Here is a 15,157-nt window from a genome sequence, read left to right as displayed (position 1 = left end):
CCCCTTCCCGCCTTACAGCTTCACCTTCAGCCAGTTGCCGATCTCGCCGACGATGCCGCGGCGGAAGGCCAGAACGCAGATGACGAAGATCACGCCCTGGATCACCGTCACCCAGGCGCCGAGCTCGGCCAGGTAGTTCTGCATCGTCACGATCACCGCCGCGCCTACGACCGGGCCGAAGACCGTGCCGAGGCCGCCCACCAGCGTCATCAGCACCACCTCGCCCGACATCGACCAGTGCACGTCGGTCAGCGTGGCGATGCCGAAGACGATCGACTTGGTCGCCCCCGCCACGCCGGCGAGCCCGGCGGAGAGGATGAAGGCGAGCAGCTTGTAGTCGTCCGTCCGGTAGCCGAGCGAGATCGCCCGCGGCTCGTTCTCGCGGATCGACTTCAGCACCATCCCGTAGGGCGAGTGGATGATGCGGTGGATCATCAGGAAGCCGAGCAGGAAGATGCCGGCGACCACCCAGTAGAGCGTCAGGTCCCGGTCGAGCGGGACGACGCCGAACAGGCTGCCGCGCGGGATGGCCTGGATGCCGTCCTCGCCCCCGGTGAAGGGCAGCTGCACGCAGAGGAAGTAGATCATCTGCGCCAGCGCCAGGGTGATCATGGCGAAGTAGATGCCCTGGCGGCGGATCGCCACCCAGCCCGCGACGGCGCCGAGCAGCGCCGCCGTCGCGCCGCCGGTGATGATGGCGAGCTCCGGCGTCAGCCCCCAGACCTTCGCCGCATGGCCGGCGAGATACCCGCCCATGCCGAAATAGGCGGCGTGGCCGAAGGAGAGCAGCCCGACATAGCCGATCAGCAGGTTGAAGGCGCAGGCGAAGAGGGCGAAGCAGAGCAGCTTCATCAGGAAGACGGGGTAGAGCAGGAAGGGCCCGATGGCGAGCACGGCCAGCATCACCCCGAGCGCCCCAAACTGCGCCCGTGAGAAGCCCCAGATGCCGTGATCCTCGGCCGCGGGGGCCGGGATCGAATTGGCGGTGATGGCGGTGGAATCGGCCATGTCAGGCCCTCCCGAACAGGCCGGCGGGCCGTGCCAGCAGCACGATCGCCATGATGACGAAGATGACGGTTGCCGAGGCCTCCGGGTAGAAGACCTTGGTCAGCCCCTCGACGATTCCGAGGCCGAAGCCGGTGATGATGGACCCCAGGATGGAGCCCATCCCGCCGATCACCACCACGGCGAAGACGACGATGATGAGGTTGGTGCCCATCTGCGGGTTCACCGAATAGATCGGCGCCGCCAGCACCCCGCCGATGGCGGCGAGCGCCACGCCGAAGCCGTAGGTCAGCGTCACCATGCGGGGGACGTTGACGCCGAAGGCCTGGACCAGCGGCGCATTCTCCGTCGCCGCGCGGAGATAGGCGCCGAGCCGCGTCTTCTCGATCAGCAGCCAGGTGGCGAGGCAGAGGATGAGGGCCGCGATCACCACCCAGCCGCGATAGATCGGCAGGAACATGAAGCCGAGGTCCCAGGCACCCTGAAGCTCGGGCGGGATGCGGTAGGGCAGGCCGGAGGAGCCGAACTGGTTGCGGAACACGCCCTCGATGATAAGGCCGAGGCCGAAGGTCAGCAGCAGCCCGTAGAGGTGGTCGAGCTTGTAGAGCCGGCTGATCATCAGCCGCTCCAGCACCACGCCGGTGAAGCCGACGATGATGGGCACCAGCAGGAGCGCCCACCAGTAGTTCAGCCCGGCCCATTCGAGCAGCATCCAGGCCGCGAAGGCGCCCATCATGAACTGCGCGCCATGGGTGAAATTAATGATGTTGAGCAGCCCGAATATCACCGCCAGCCCCAGCGACATCATCGCATAGAAGGCGCCGTTGATGAGGCCGAGCAGCAGCTGCCCGAAGAGCAGCGGTGCGGGGATGCCGAAGATGTCTTCCATGCGGCGTGGGAGTCCTTAAGTTCGAACGAAGGGGCAGCCGCCTTCGGCGAGCGGGCGGGCGGCCTCCTCGGCCGGGGTGGTGGCAACCAGTTTATGCACGTCGAAGGGGCCACGGCTCTCGGCCGGGGACTTCACCTGGAAAAGATAACCGGGCGTCAGCTTGCGTCCATCCTCGCGGATGCGCCCCGGCCCGAAGGCATCGTCATCGGTCGGCATCGCCTTCATGCGGTTGACGACCTCGAGGCCCGAGGCGCGGGCGCGCTCGATGCCGAGATCCTTCACGGCCTTCAAATAGTGCAGCGTCACGCCGTAGCAGCCGGCGCAGGAGGCATGGACCACGGCGCCCTGCCGCTTGCCCTTCACCCGCTCGGCGAAGGCGCGGGTGCGGTCGTTGAGGTCCCAATAGAAGCTCTCGGTCATCAGCAGCCCCTGCGCCTCGGGCAGGCCGAGGGCGATGCTGTCGACGACCGTCATCAGCAGGCAGGCGAGCTTCACTCCGCTCCGCAGCAGGCCGAATTCCCGCGCCTGCTTGATGCAGTTGATGAGGTCCGCCCCGGCATTGGCGAGGCCGATGACCTTGGCGCGCGAGCTCTGCGCCTGGAGCAGGAAGGAGGAGAAATCCGTCGTCGCCGGGAAAGGGTAGCGCGCGGCGCCCAGCACCTTGCCGCCCGCCGCCTCGACGAAGCGCGAGATATCGGCCTGCAGCGCATGGCCGAAGGCATAGTCGGCGGTGATGAAGAACCAGCTATCGGCGCCCTGCTTCACCAGCGCATCGCCGGTGCCCTTGGCCAGCATGTAGGTGTCGTAGGTGAACTGGATGCTGTTCGGGCTGCATTGCGCGCCGGTGAAGACGGTGGAGCCCACGCCGGAGCCGAGCACCACCTTGTTCTTCTCCCGCGCGATGCCGGAGACAGCCAGCGCCACGGCGCTGTTCGGCAGATCGATGATGGCCTCGACGCCCTCGCGGTCGAACCATTGCCGGGCGATATTGGCGCCGACATCCGGCTTGTTTTGATGGTCGCCGACGATCACCTCGACCGCCATGCCGGTCGCGGCGGAGAACTCCTCCGCCGCCTGCCGGGCGCCGGCGAAGCTGCCCGGCCCCGTCAGGTCGCGATAGGGGCCGGACATGTCGGTGAGGACACCGAGGCGCAAGGCCCCTCCCTGCGCCCTCGCCCGGCCGCCGGCCAAGGCGAGGCCGCTGCCGGCCAGCAACACGTCGCGGCGGTGCAGCGGCATCGCCTTCAGCTCCGCACGAGGGAGCAACCACCCTCGTTAATCGGGCGGAAGGCTTCCTCGGCCGGGGTGGTCTGGAGCAGCTTGTAGTAGTCCCACGGCGCCTTGCTCTCGGCGGGCGACTTCACCTCGAACAGGTAGGAGGGGCAGAGCTTCCGCCCATCCGCGCGGATGCTGCCCGGGCCGAAGGCATCGTCGTCGCAGGGCATCGCCTTCATGCGGTTGACGACATCGACGCCCGAGGCCTTGGACGCGGCGACGCCCATGTCGGCCACCGCCTTCAGGTAGTGCAGCGTGCAGGAGTAGTTGGCGATGGAGGCCATGTTGGGCTTCACATCCTTCAGCCGCGGCCGCAGCCGCTCCGACACCGCGCGGGTGCGGTCGTTGAGGTCCCAGTAGAAGCTCTCGGTCAGCACCAGCCCCTGTGCGGTGCGGAGGCCGATCGCATGGACATCGGGAAGGAACATCAGCAGCGCCGCCAGCTTCACCCCGCCGCGGGTGATGCCGAACTCGGCCGCCTGCTTGATGCTGTTGATGGTGTCCGCGCCGGCATTGGCGAAGCCGATGACCTTGGCGCGCGAGGCCTGTGCCTGCAGCAGGAAGGAGGAGAAGTCCGAGGTCGCCGGGAAAGGATACTTGACGCTGCCGTTTACCTTGCCGCCCGCGGCCCTGATGAAGGTCGTCGTGTCCCGCTCCAGCGCGTGGCCGAAGGCGTAGTCGGCGGTGATGAAGAACCAACTGTCGCCGCCCGCCTTCACCATGGCGCCGCCGGTGGACTTCGCCAGCATGTAGGTGTCATACATCCAGTGCACCGTGTTCGGGCTGCACTGGGCACCGGTGAGGTCGGAGGTCGCCGAGCCGGTGTTGATATAGGCCTTGTTCTTCTCGCGGGCGACGTTGTTGACCGCGAGCCCGACCGAGGAGGTCGGCACGTCGATGATGAGGTCGACGCCCTGGTCGTACCATTGCCGTGCGATATTGGCGCCGACATCGGGCTTGTTCTGGTGGTCGGCGGAGATGACCTCGACGGCGAAGCCCTTGTCGCCGAATTCCTGCACCGCCTGCTTCGTGCATTCGATGCCGTAGGGGCCGGAGATGTCGCGGTAGACGCCCGACTGGTCGTTCAGTACGCCGATGCGGATGGTGTTGGCGGCTTGCGCCCGGCCGAGGCGCGGCAGGGCGGGCATCAGCGTGGCGCCGACCGTGGCGGTCAGCAGGCTGCGGCGGGTCGGGGTCATCGCTTTCTCTCGCTTCCTTGTCAGCTACGCACCAGCGGGCAGCCGCCTTCGTTCAACGGGCGGAAGGCCTCGCCGGCCGGGGTGGATTGCAGGACCTTGTAGTAGTCCCAGGGGCGCTTCGACTCCGCCGGGGACTTCACCTCAAGCAGGTAGGAGGGGCAAATCTTCCGCCCATCGGCGCGGATGGACCCTGCCCCGAAGGCATCATCCTCCGTCGGCATCGCCTTCATCCGGTTGACCACCTCGGTGCCCGAGGCCTTGGCGGCCGCCACGCCCATTGCCTGCACCGCGCGTAGGTAGTGCAGCGTTGCCGAGTAGCAGCCGGCATGGATCTGGTTGGGGTAGAGGTTCGGCATCTTCGGCAGCACGCGCTGGGTGAAGGCGCGGGTGCGGTCGTTGAGGTCCCAGTAGAAGCTCTCGGTACAGACCAGCCCCTGCCCCGTCTCGAGCCCGATGGAATGGACGTCGGTGATGAACATCAGCATGGCGGCGAGCTTGGTGCCGCGCTTGGTAATGCCAAACTCCGCCGCCTGCTTTACGCAGTTGATGGTGTCCGACCCCGCATTGGCGAAGCCGATCACCTTGGCCCGCGAACTCTGCGCCTGGACGAGGAACGAAGAAAAGTCCGTCGTAGAAGGGAAAGGCGTTCGCACCGCGCCGAGAACGCGGCCGCCCGAGGCCTTGACGAAATTGCTGGTATCCCGCTCCAGCGCATGGCCGAAGGCATAGTCGGCAGTGATGAAGAACCAGGTATCGCCACCCGCCTTCACCATGGCGCCGCCGGTCGATTTCGACAGCATGTAGGTGTCGTAGGACCAATGGACCATGGTCGGTGCGCATTGCGCCCCGGTCAGGTCCGAGGTGGCCGAGCCGCAGTTGATGTTCACCTTATTCTTTTCGCGGGCGACATTGTTCACCGCGAGGCCGACCGAGCTGGTCGGCACGTCGAGGATCATGTCGATGCCCTGGTCGTACCACTGCCGTGCCAAGTTCACCCCGACATCCGGCTTGTTCTGATGATCGGCGAAGATCAGCTCGACATTGAAGCCCTGCTGGCCGAACTCGGCGATCGCCTGCTGCGCGCAGGCGACGGAGCCGGGGCCAGTATTGTCCTTGTAGGTGCCGGACATGTCGTTCAGCACGCCGATACGGATTGTATTCGCCGCCTGGGCGCGCGTCAGCCGCGGCAGCGATGTCGCCGCCGCGGCCATGGCGCCGGTTGCGAGCAGGCTTCTCCTCGTGATCGTCATGTCCGTCTCCCTGTTGGCGGGGCCGGGCGATGCATGGCCGCCCGGTCTCCCATGGTCCTTGTCCTAGCTGCGGACGAGCGGGCAGCTGCCTTCGTTGACGGGGCGGAAGGCCTCCTCCGCCGGCGTCGTCTGCAGCAGCTTGTAGTAGTCCCAGGCGCCCTTGCTCTCGCCCGGCGCCTTCACCTCAAAGAGATGGGCCGGGTGCAGCTTGCGCCCGTCCTCGCGGATGCGGCCCGCGCCGAAGCAGTCGTCATCCGTCGGCATCGCCTTCATGCGGGCGACGGTCGCCGCGCCGTCCTGCTTCGCCTGCGCCGCACCCATATCGGCCGCGGTCTTCAGGTAGTGCAGCACCGCGCTGTAGCAGCCGGCATGCGACATGGCAGGCATCGAACCAGCGAGATGCGGCTTCACCCGATTGGTGAAGGCGCGAGTGCGGTCGTTGAGATCCCAGTAGAAGGTCTCGGTCAGCACGAGCCCCTGCGCCGCCTGCAGGCCGAGCGCATGCACGTCATTCAGGAACATCAGCAGCACGGCGATCTTGGTGCCGCGGCGCGTGATGCCGAACTCGGCCGCCTGCTTCACCGTGTTGACCGTATCCGTACCCGCATTGGCCAGGCCGATGACCTTGGCGCGCGAGGACTGCGCCTGCACCAGGAAGGAGGAGTAGTCGGTGTTGCTCAGCGGATGCCGCACGCCGCCGACGACGCGCCCGCCGGCTGACTTGACGAAATTGGTGGTGTCCCGCTCCAGCGCATGGCCGAAGGCATAGTCCGCCGTGAGGAAGAACCAGGTATCGCCGCCCGCCTTCACCATGGCGCCGCCGGTGGACTTCGCCAGCATGTAGGTGTCGTAGGTCCAGTGGACCGTGTTCGGCGAGCATTGCGCGCCGGTCAGGTCCGCCGTCGCCGAGGTCGAGTTGAGGTAGACCTTGTTCTTCTCGCGCACCACGCCGGCAACCGCGAGGCCGACCGCGCTATTCGGCACATCGACGATGACGTCGACGCCGTCGCGGTCCATCCATTGCCGCGCGATGTTGCTGCCGACATCAGGCTTGTTCTGGTGGTCGCCGACGACGACCTCGACATTGAAGCCGCGGCTGCCGAAATCCTGGATCGCCTGGCGCACGCAGGCAACCGAGGTCGGGCCGGAGATGTCGCGGTAGACGCCCGACTGGTCGTTCAGCACGCCGATCTTCAGCGTCGGCGTCCCTTGGGCATGGCCCGCCCGGGCAAAGGCGAAGGGGGCAACAGCGGCGCCGGTCAGCAGAGTGCGGCGGTCAAGCGACATAATGGTCGGGCTCCTGGGAGACGGGATCAGACACCGAGATATTCGTGCAGCCGGCCGAGCGAGGCGTTCAGCTCGTCGTTGCGGACCATGTCGACGACGCGACCGTGCTCCATCACGTAGTGGCGGTCAGCCACGGTCTGGGCGAAGCGGAAATTCTGCTCGACCAGCAGCACGGTGAAGCCACGCGCCTTGATCTCGCGGATCATGGCGCCGATCTGCTGGACGATGACCGGGGCCAGCCCTTCGGTCGGCTCGTCGAGCAGCAGCAGGTTGGCTCCGGTGCGGAGAATGCGGGCGACGGCCAGCATCTGCTGCTCGCCGCCCGAGAGCTTCGTGCCCTGGCTGTTCGCCCGCTCCTTCAGGTTTGGGAAAAGCTTGTAGATCGTGCCCAGGTCGAGCCCGCCCGGCTTCACCACGGGCGGCAGCATTAGGTTCTCGGTGACGTTGAGGCTGGCGAAGATACCGCGCTCCTCCGGACAATAGCCGATGCCAGCGCGGCCGATGACGTCGGAGCGGAGGTTGATCGTCTCCCGCCCCTCGAAGCGGATGCTGCCCGCACGCCGGCCGGTGAGGCCCATGATCGAGCGCAGGGTCGACGTCTTGCCGGCGCCGTTGCGGCCGAGCAGCGTCACCACCTCGCCCGGGTTCACGTCGATGTCGACGCCGTGCAGGACGTGGCTCTCGCCATACCAGGCCTCGAGCTTGCGGACCTCGAGCAGCGGCGAGCCGGCGCTGCCGGGACGGGCGCGTTCCAGGGTCTCAGCCATGGGCCATCGCTCCTTCCGGGGAAGCTTCGGTGCCGAGATAGGCGGCGACCACATCGGGGTTGCGGGAGACCTCGGCATAGTCGCCCTCGGCGAGGACGCTACCGCGCGCGAGTACGGTGATGCGGTCGCAGAGGCCGGAGACGACCTTCAGGTTGTGCTCGACCAGCAGCACGGTGCGGCCCGCAGAGACGCGCTTCACCAGCGCCACGATGCGGTCCACATCCTCATGCGTCATGCCGGCCGTGGGCTCGTCGAGCAGCATCATCGCCGGGTCCATGGCCATCGTAGTCGCGATCTCGAGGGCGCGCTTGCGGCCATAGGGCAGCTCGCCCGCCTGCAGCCGCGCATAGCCGGTCAGGCCGACATCCTCGAGCAGCGCCATGGCGCGGTCATCGAACTGCCGCAGCAGCCCTTCCGAGCGCCAGAAGTCGAAGCTGCCGCCGCGCTGCCGCTGAAGCGCAACCCGCACATTCTCCAACACCGAGAGATGCGGGAAGACGGCCGAGATCTGGAAGCTCCGCACCAGGCCGAGGCGCGCGACCTCGGCCGGCTTCATGCCGGTGATGTCGCGGCCGTCGTAGCGGATCGTCCCGCGCGTCGGCTGGAGGAATTTGGTCAGGAGGTTGAAGCAGGTGGTCTTGCCGGCACCGTTCGGCCCGATCAGGCCATGGATGCTGCCGCGCCGGACCTTCAGGGAGACGCCGTTGACGGCGACGAACCCCCGGAATTCCTTCGTCAGCCCCTCGGTTTCCAGGATGGAATCTGTCACCCGGATCGTTCTCCCCGTTGCGTCTCTAATGGCGCCGTCGTTGCGGCTAGGTATGGCCGCGCCGCGCGCCGGATGCAAGGGAGGCTGCGGCTTTCGGCCCGTTCCGATTTCGTTATCAGGTTTTGGTTCAGCCGCGGAGCCGGAGCGCGAGCGGCGGATCGTCCGTGGCGATGGCATCCATCCCGAGCGCGAAGCCGCGTCGGATGCTTGCCTCGTCATTGGTGCCCCAGGCGCTGACCCCGAGCCCGGCGGCGCGAAGTGCGGCGACCGAGTCCTCCTCCCAATCCGCGATGGTGAGTCCGAGCTCCTCCGCATGGCAGGCGCGGGCGAGGGCGATGGCGCCCTCCGGCCCCATGCCGTGCCAGGGCCGGCTGCCCATCAGCAGCACCAGCCGGTAAAATCCGCCGGCCGCCACCGCGGCGGCGACGGTCATCGGCTCGAAGCTCATGAGCACGGTACGGGCGCGCATCCTGGCGGCATCGAGCACCGCGAGGCAGGCGGGGACGATGCCCGGATAGGGGCGCCCCATGCCATCCGCCTTGATTTCGAGCCGCAGGATTCGCCCCGCCTCACGGGTCAGCGCCACGACCTCGGCGAGGCTGGGCACCCCCTCCCCGCCCGTACCTTTGAGTCGGACGCGGCGCAGCTCGGCCATGGTCTGGGCACGGACCGGGCCGGTGCCGTCGGTCGTGCGATCGAGCGTTGCGTCATGGATGACGGCGACCTCGCCATCCGCGGTGAGGTGGACGTCGATCTCCAGCTGCTCGGCCGGCAGGGCGAGAGCATGGCGGAAAGCGAGCAGGCTGTTCTCCGGCCAGAGGATCGCCCCGCCGCGATGGCTGGCGATCTCGGTCCCTACGCGTCCAGCAGCCATACCGAGAAGAGCCCCTCCGCATCCGTCCAGTGCCGGCTTATGCGCCAGCCGGCCGAAGCGGCCAAGCCGGCAAGCCGCTCCGGCCGGTACTTGTGGCTGCTCTCGGTATGGATAGTCTCGCCCGCCTCGAAGCGGATGCTGCGCCCGGCCAGCCGCACCACCTGCGCCCGCTCGGCGACGAGATGCATCTCGATCCGCTCCAGCACCGCATTCCAGACGGCGCGATGCCGGAAGGCACCGGTGTCGAAATCCGCCCCGGCCTCGCGGTTCAGCCGGTGCAACAGGTTGAGGTCGAAGGCGGCGGTGACGCCCGCGGCATCGTCATAGGCGGCCTCCAGCACCGCCGGCGCCTTCACCAAATCGGCGCCCAGCAGTAGCCGAGCCCCCGTGCCCAAAGTCGTCCTCGCCCGGCGCAGGAACTCGACCGCCCCCGCCGGCTCGAAATTGCCGATCGTGGAGCCCGGGAAGAAGCCAAGCCGCGGCGCGGCGCCGAGCCGCCGCGGCAGGGCAAAGGCCTGGGTGAAATCGGCGACGACCGGCAGCACCGGCAGGCCGGGCCGGGCGATCGCTACCCGGCTCGCCGCCTCCTCCAGCCATTCCGGCGCGATGTCGACCGGCACATAGGCGGCAGGCCGGTCGAGACCCGCGAGCAGCAGCGCCGCCTTGGCGCCATCGCCGGGTCCGAATTCGACCACGGCGCGGCCAGGCCCGACCGCCTCGGCGATGGAAGCGGCCTGTTCGGTCAGGATCCGCACCTCCGTCCGCGTCGGGTAGTATTCCGGCAGGCGGGTGATGGCCTCGAAGAGCCGGCAGCCCTCGGCGTCGTAGAGCCACTTGCAAGGCAGCGTCTTGCGCGGAGCAGAAAGGCCAGCCAGCGCATCGGCGATGAGGGCCGCGCGCTGCCCGGCCGCAGCATCCATCGCCGCGCTCATGCCGCGTCCTCCGCGAGGCGGAGGCCGGTGAATTGCCAGCGGGCATCGGGCGGGAAGAAGTTGCGGTAGCCGGGCCTGGCATGGCCGGGCGGCGTGGCGAGCGAGCCACCGCGCAGCACCATCTGGCCGATCATGAACTTGCCGTTGTACTCGCCGACCGCACCCGCCCAGGGGCGGAAACCGGGATAGGGACGATAGGCGCTGCCGGTCCACTGCCAGGCGGAATCGCGCGCCTGGAACAGGCCGGGCAGGTCCTGCGCCGCCTCCCACTCCGCCTCGGTCGGCAGCCGGCGGCCGGCCCAACGGGCATAAGCCTCCGCTTCGTACCAGGAAACGTGCCGAACCGGCGCGGCGGGATCGAGCGGCCGCAGCCCGCCCAGGGTGAACTGGCTCCACCCGCCCTCGCGTCGATGCCAGTGGAAGGGCGCCTGCCACTCCTCGGCCTGCGCCCGCGCCCAGCCCTCGCTCATCCAGAGCGTCGCGCTGCGGTAGCCGCCATCGGCCATGAAATCGAGCCATTCGCCATTGGTTACCAGCCGATCGGCGATGCGGTAGGGCTCCAGCCAGACCTTGTGGCGCGGCGTTTCGTTGTCGAAAGCGAAGCCCGGGCCGGCGCTGCCGACCTCGCGGATACCGTCCGTCCCGTCGAGCATCCGGGCGGGGCCGGCGGCGATGGCAGGCTCCCGCCACTGCGGATCATAGGCCGGCAGCAGCGGGTTCTGAGCGAGGGCATGCAGGATGTCGGTCAGCAGCAACTCCTGGTGCTGCTGCTCGTGCTGCAGGCCAAGCTCGACCAGCGGCAGCGCCCCGTCCGGCGGACTCTCCAGCAGCCGGGCCATCGCGGCATCGACCTGGGCGCGATAGGCACCGACCTCGGCGGCGGAGGGCCTGGTGAGCATCCCACGCTTCGGCCGGGCATGGCGCGGACCGGCAGCCTCATAATAGGAGTTGAAAAGAAAGGCGAACTCCTCACGGAACCGGCGGTAGCCCGGCAAGTTGGGCAGAAGCAGGAAGGTTTCGAAGAACCAGGTGACATGCGCCCGATGCCACTTCGCCGGGCTGGCATCGGGCATCGACTGGATCGTCTGGTCCTCGGGCGAGAGCGGCGCGGCGAGGGCCTCGGTATGACCACGAACGGCGCCGTAGCGTCTGGCCAGGGCGGAGACGCGGGTATCGAGGATGGTCATCGGCGTTCCAGCTTCCTTATCCCGCGAGACGCAGCCGGAACGGCTGAAGGGGTCTGCCGGTTCCGCTGAGATGGGTGCCGCTTCGCGCATGCCCAGCCGAAGGTTACCAGAAGCATAACCGCACTCCATGACGTTTTATCGAGCCGCCGCCTCCCAGGCATGGTGCAGCGCCGCGGCAAGGCCGTGGGCGAAACGCGGCGCATCGGTCAACGGCGAGGCCGTAACCCGCTCGCGCAGCCCTTCGCGTAGCGCCGCAAGTGGCGGCAAATTCCGCGCCCGGCAGATAGCCTGTGCGACATAAGCCTCCACATCCGCCACCGCCCAGTCGCCGAGGCCGACATTACTCAGATGACTGAGCGCGTGCCTGGCGCAGAAACTGTCCCCCGCCATGGCGACAACGGGCACGCCCATCCACAATGCCTCGCAGACCGTCAGGCCACCGGTATATGGGAAAGGATCGAGCGCGATGTCGATCCCGCCATAGGCGGCCATGAGTTCGCGATGCGGCACGCCACCTTCCAGCGCGACCCGCGCCATCGGCAGCCGGGCCGCGGCGAGGCGTGCGGCGGTTCGCGCCCGCGTCTCCGGCTCGCTGAGGCTGTGGGTGCGCAGCACCAGCCGCGCCTCCGGCAGCGCCGCCATGATCCGCGCCCAGGCGGCGAGCACCGGCGCCGTCAGCTTGGCGAGGTTATTGAAGCACCCGAAGGTGACGGCCCCATTCGCAACCGCCGGCAGCGGCGCGACCGGCGGCGCATAGGGCGGCGGCAGGTAGCAGACATAGCCATCCGGCAGGCGCAGCAGGCGCTCGGTGTAATGCGGCTCGAAGCCGGGCGGGGTCTCCCAGCGATCAGTCAGCATCCAGTCGCAGCCATCGAGGCCGAGCGTCGAGAACTGCGCGCCGACCCATTTCACCTGCACCGGCGCCGGCCGATGCCGCAGCACGAAGGGCCGACCGCCTTCGCCATAGCCTCCCAGCTCGACGAGGATGTCGATGCCGTCCTCGGCGATCTGCGCGGCGATCGCGGCATCATCCAGCGGGCCGACTTCGTGCCAGCGGGTGCAGCGGGCGCGGAAGCGCGCAGCGAGCGGGTCTGTCCGCGGCTTCAGCGAATAGGCGGTGAGTTCGAACTCCGCCTCGGGCAAGGCCTCCAACCCGGCCAAGGTCAGCCAGCCCACCGGGTGCTGGCCGAGGCCACCGGAGAGCAGGCCGAGACGAAGCCGGCCGCCCCCCACCCGGCGCCGGGCCACGATCGGCGCCGCCGGCGGCAGGGCTACGTTGATCGCCTCGGCTGCCTTGCGAAGGTTGGCAGCGGTGCCGGCCACCGGGTGATAGGGCAGCACGGCGATGCGGTTGACCAGCGCCGCCACCCCTCCCCTGGGCAGCGAGGCATCGGCCGCGGCAAGTGCCGCCTCCTGCTCGCCGATAGTGTTCAGCGCCAGGGCTTGGTTCAGCAGCAGCGTCGGGTGCGGGCCGAAATCGGCGATGGCGGCGGTGAGGATGTCGAGCATCGCCGAAAGGCGATTGGCCTTCCACAGCACCGTCGCCAATCGGTTACGCAAATCGATATCCGCAGGCCGAGCGGCGATGGCCGCGCGCAGCGTCGTCTCCGCCTCCGCCGTCCGCTCCGCGCCGGCCAGAGCATGAGCGAGGAGCGCCAGGACATCCGCCGACCCGGGCGCCAGCAGATGGGCGGTGCGCAACTCGGCGAGGGCGGCAGCGGGACGTCCAGCTGCCTCATTCAACCAGGCGGCGGCGAGGGGCCAGCCGGCAGCAAAGGGTTCGGCCTCGGCCCGCGCGGCGATTTCGGCCAGGGCCGCCTCGGGATCCTGGCTCGCCAGGCTTGCTTCCGCGAAAAGCCGGGCGGCGGCGGCATGGCTCGGACGGGCTGCAAGTACCCTGGCAGCCTCCGCGACAGCCGCTTCGCTCAGCCCTTCGGCAAGGTCGAGCCGAGCAAGCGCGAGGGCAAGCTCAGGCTCCCCCAGGTCGATGCAACGGGCCGCGGCGAGCAGCGCACGGGCCTCGGCACCGTCGCCGGCTTCCACCGCAAGGGCGGCCAGGGCGGCATGGGCCGGGACGTGGTGCGGGTCACGCGCGAGGGCGGCACGGAAGAGCGCCATCGCGCCGGCACCATCACCGCGCAGGCCGGCGATAGTGCCAAGGCGGAAGGCCGGCTCCGCCTGGTCGGGCAGTGCCGCCATGGCGGTTCGCAGATGCGGCTCCGCCTCGGCAAGGCGCCCAAGGGCATGAAGCGCAAGGCCGAGGTTGAGCCGGGCCCAGGCGCCTTGCATGGGGTCGTCGAGCGCGGCCGAGAGCGGGGCGAGCGCGGCCTCCGGCATGCCTGCCCGCAGCGCCTCCAGCCCGGTGCGATAGTCGAGCGCAGCCATCAGTGAGGCGCCGGGCGGGCGAGGATCAACATGCCCTCGACCGTGTGATCGGATTCGAGGCGCAGCGCCTCATCACGCTGTTCGACGAGGACGAGACCCGCCTCCGCGAGGCAGCGGGTGACATAGTCGGGCGCATGGGAATAGCGGCCCGAGGGACCGAGGCGCCAGGACCCCTCGCCCGGCGCCGCGCGCTCCAGGCTGAAGAGCAACACACCTTCCGGCGCCAGGGTCTGGCGACAAAGACGCAGAACCTCCTCCAGCGCGCCGAGGTAGATGAAGACATCGGCGGCGACGATCAGCGCCTGGGGCGGCAATCCCTCGCGCAGCGCGGCGACGATGTCGGCCTGGCGGAGTTCCGCATAGAGATGCTTGGCGGCAGCCTGCTCAAGCATGCCGCGGGAGAGGTCGATCCCGGTCAGCGCCCCCCCCAGCAGATCGGCAATCGCAACGCCGACCAGGCCGGTGCCGCATCCGAGGTCGAGGACGGGGCCGAGCTTTGCCTCACCGGCGGCGACGGCGGGGCAGTGCCGCTCCACCATCCGCCGCACCAGGCCGGGAACGCGGTAGCCGAGGCTGATGAGCGACTGTTCGAAGCGCGGCGCATAGCCGTCGAAGAGCGCGGTGATATAGCTTTCCGTCGCGCGCTCCGTTCCTTCCCCCGCCGCGGCGGCGAGATGGGCGAAATAGCCATTCTCAGGCGACAGCCGCGCAGCCGCGGTGAAATGCGGCGCTGCCTCCGCCAGGCGCCCGGTGGCGACCAGCGCGTGGGCCAGGATGCTATGCAGCGAGGCATCGACGACGCCCTCGGCCAGGCCGGCATCGGCAAAGGCGATGGCATTGGCAGAATCACCGGCCAGCAATGCGTTCTGTGCCTGCAATGCCACGATGCGAGGCCATCCGGGCGCGCTGCTGCGGCACTGTGCGAACTGCTCGGCCGCGGCGTCGTGCCGTCCACCCAGCATGAAGGCCTGACCGAGGCGGGCGCGCAGGCCGGCATCGGCAGGATTGGCGCTTATCTTGGCTTTGCACGTGCCGTGACGCTCGCGTGCCATCATGGCGGGCGGCAGACGATGAGCAGCAATCGCTCGATGAGATCGGCTGAGACATTCTGTGCTGTCCCGGCCAGCGGCGAGGTAGCAGAAAACTGCGCGCGCCAGAGCTCGCGGCGCACCAGCACGAGAGCGTCGCTGAAGGTTGGTAGCGACTTGCGGTACCAGCGCACACACTCGACCAGCGGTCCACGCTCGGCGGCGAGTTGGTTGGCCCACAGCGTCACGAGTGAGAACAGGGCGAACAGCGCGGGCGTGGTGCGGAGGATGGCCAGGTCGGACCATTGGC

At 68.6% G+C, this 15,157-nt stretch carries 14 protein-coding genes; all 14 read right to left on the bottom strand.

Features of this window, described 5'->3' with window-relative positions; all coding sequences use genetic code 11:
- Window positions 1-12 precede the first annotated feature (12 nt).
- Entirely contained in the window at window positions 13-1,008 is a 996-nt protein-coding gene (locus EP26_RS02055; RefSeq protein ID WP_043335234.1) for a branched-chain amino acid ABC transporter permease, read from the bottom strand.
- Between the two features lies 1 nt (window position 1,009).
- A complete protein-coding gene (locus EP26_RS02050; RefSeq protein ID WP_043335232.1) occupies window positions 1,010-1,894 on the bottom strand; it encodes a branched-chain amino acid ABC transporter permease in 885 nt (294 codons plus the stop codon).
- 15 nt (window positions 1,895-1,909) lie between these two features.
- Window positions 1,910-3,133, bottom strand: a complete 1,224-nt coding sequence (locus EP26_RS02045) for an ABC transporter substrate-binding protein (protein WP_043335580.1) — start codon at window positions 3,131-3,133, stop codon at window positions 1,910-1,912.
- Between the two features lie 5 nt (window positions 3,134-3,138).
- Entirely contained in the window at window positions 3,139-4,368 is a 1,230-nt protein-coding gene (locus EP26_RS02040; protein WP_043335230.1) for an ABC transporter substrate-binding protein, read from the bottom strand.
- A 20-nt stretch (window positions 4,369-4,388) separates the two neighbouring features.
- Window positions 4,389-5,618, bottom strand: a complete 1,230-nt coding sequence (locus EP26_RS02035) for an ABC transporter substrate-binding protein (protein ID WP_043335228.1) — start codon at window positions 5,616-5,618, stop codon at window positions 4,389-4,391.
- A gap of 63 nt (window positions 5,619-5,681) precedes the next feature.
- Window positions 5,682-6,905, bottom strand: coding sequence for an ABC transporter substrate-binding protein (locus EP26_RS02030; RefSeq protein ID WP_043335226.1), 1,224 nt, complete (start codon window positions 6,903-6,905; stop codon window positions 5,682-5,684).
- A 26-nt stretch (window positions 6,906-6,931) separates the two neighbouring features.
- A complete protein-coding gene (locus tag EP26_RS02025; RefSeq protein ID WP_043335224.1) occupies window positions 6,932-7,672 on the bottom strand; it encodes an ABC transporter ATP-binding protein in 741 nt (246 codons plus the stop codon).
- Window positions 7,665-8,441: an ABC transporter ATP-binding protein gene (locus EP26_RS02020; RefSeq protein WP_043335222.1), complete on the bottom strand. Its 777-nt coding sequence runs from the start codon at window positions 8,439-8,441 to the stop codon at window positions 7,665-7,667. The genes EP26_RS02025 and EP26_RS02020 overlap by 8 nt, the downstream gene beginning before the upstream one ends.
- 127 nt (window positions 8,442-8,568) lie before the next feature.
- On the bottom strand, window positions 8,569-9,315 hold the full coding sequence (locus tag EP26_RS31600) for a glycerophosphodiester phosphodiesterase (protein WP_052388697.1): 747 nt from the start codon (window positions 9,313-9,315) through the stop codon (window positions 8,569-8,571).
- Window positions 9,297-10,247, bottom strand: a complete 951-nt coding sequence (gene egtD / locus EP26_RS02010; RefSeq protein ID WP_043335219.1) for an L-histidine N(alpha)-methyltransferase — start codon at window positions 10,245-10,247, stop codon at window positions 9,297-9,299. The genes EP26_RS31600 and egtD overlap by 19 nt, the downstream gene beginning before the upstream one ends.
- The gene (gene egtB / locus EP26_RS02005; protein WP_043335216.1) at window positions 10,244-11,434 is read right to left on the bottom strand and encodes an ergothioneine biosynthesis protein EgtB; all 1,191 of its coding nucleotides are present in this window, start codon (window positions 11,432-11,434) and stop codon (window positions 10,244-10,246) included. Before egtB ends, egtD begins: the two co-directional genes overlap by 4 nt.
- 135 nt (window positions 11,435-11,569) lie before the next feature.
- The gene (locus EP26_RS02000; protein ID WP_052388696.1) at window positions 11,570-13,819 is read right to left on the bottom strand and encodes a tetratricopeptide repeat protein; all 2,250 of its coding nucleotides are present in this window, start codon (window positions 13,817-13,819) and stop codon (window positions 11,570-11,572) included.
- Complete coding sequence (locus EP26_RS31595; protein ID WP_169747352.1) at window positions 13,819-14,703, bottom strand: methyltransferase domain-containing protein; 885 nt, start codon at window positions 14,701-14,703, stop codon at window positions 13,819-13,821. The genes EP26_RS02000 and EP26_RS31595 overlap by 1 nt, the downstream gene beginning before the upstream one ends.
- Window positions 14,704-14,870: 167 nt before the next feature.
- A partial coding sequence (locus tag EP26_RS36150; protein ID WP_043335212.1) for a hypothetical protein occupies window positions 14,871-15,157 on the bottom strand: 287 nt, incomplete at its 5' end.

The sequence above is a fragment of the Belnapia moabensis DSM 16746 genome (genome assembly GCF_000745835.1).
Classification (GTDB): domain Bacteria; phylum Pseudomonadota; class Alphaproteobacteria; order Acetobacterales; family Acetobacteraceae; genus Belnapia; species Belnapia moabensis.
The sequence above is the reverse complement of the archived record's forward strand: the minus strand, read 5'-3'. Positions and strand labels throughout refer to the sequence as shown.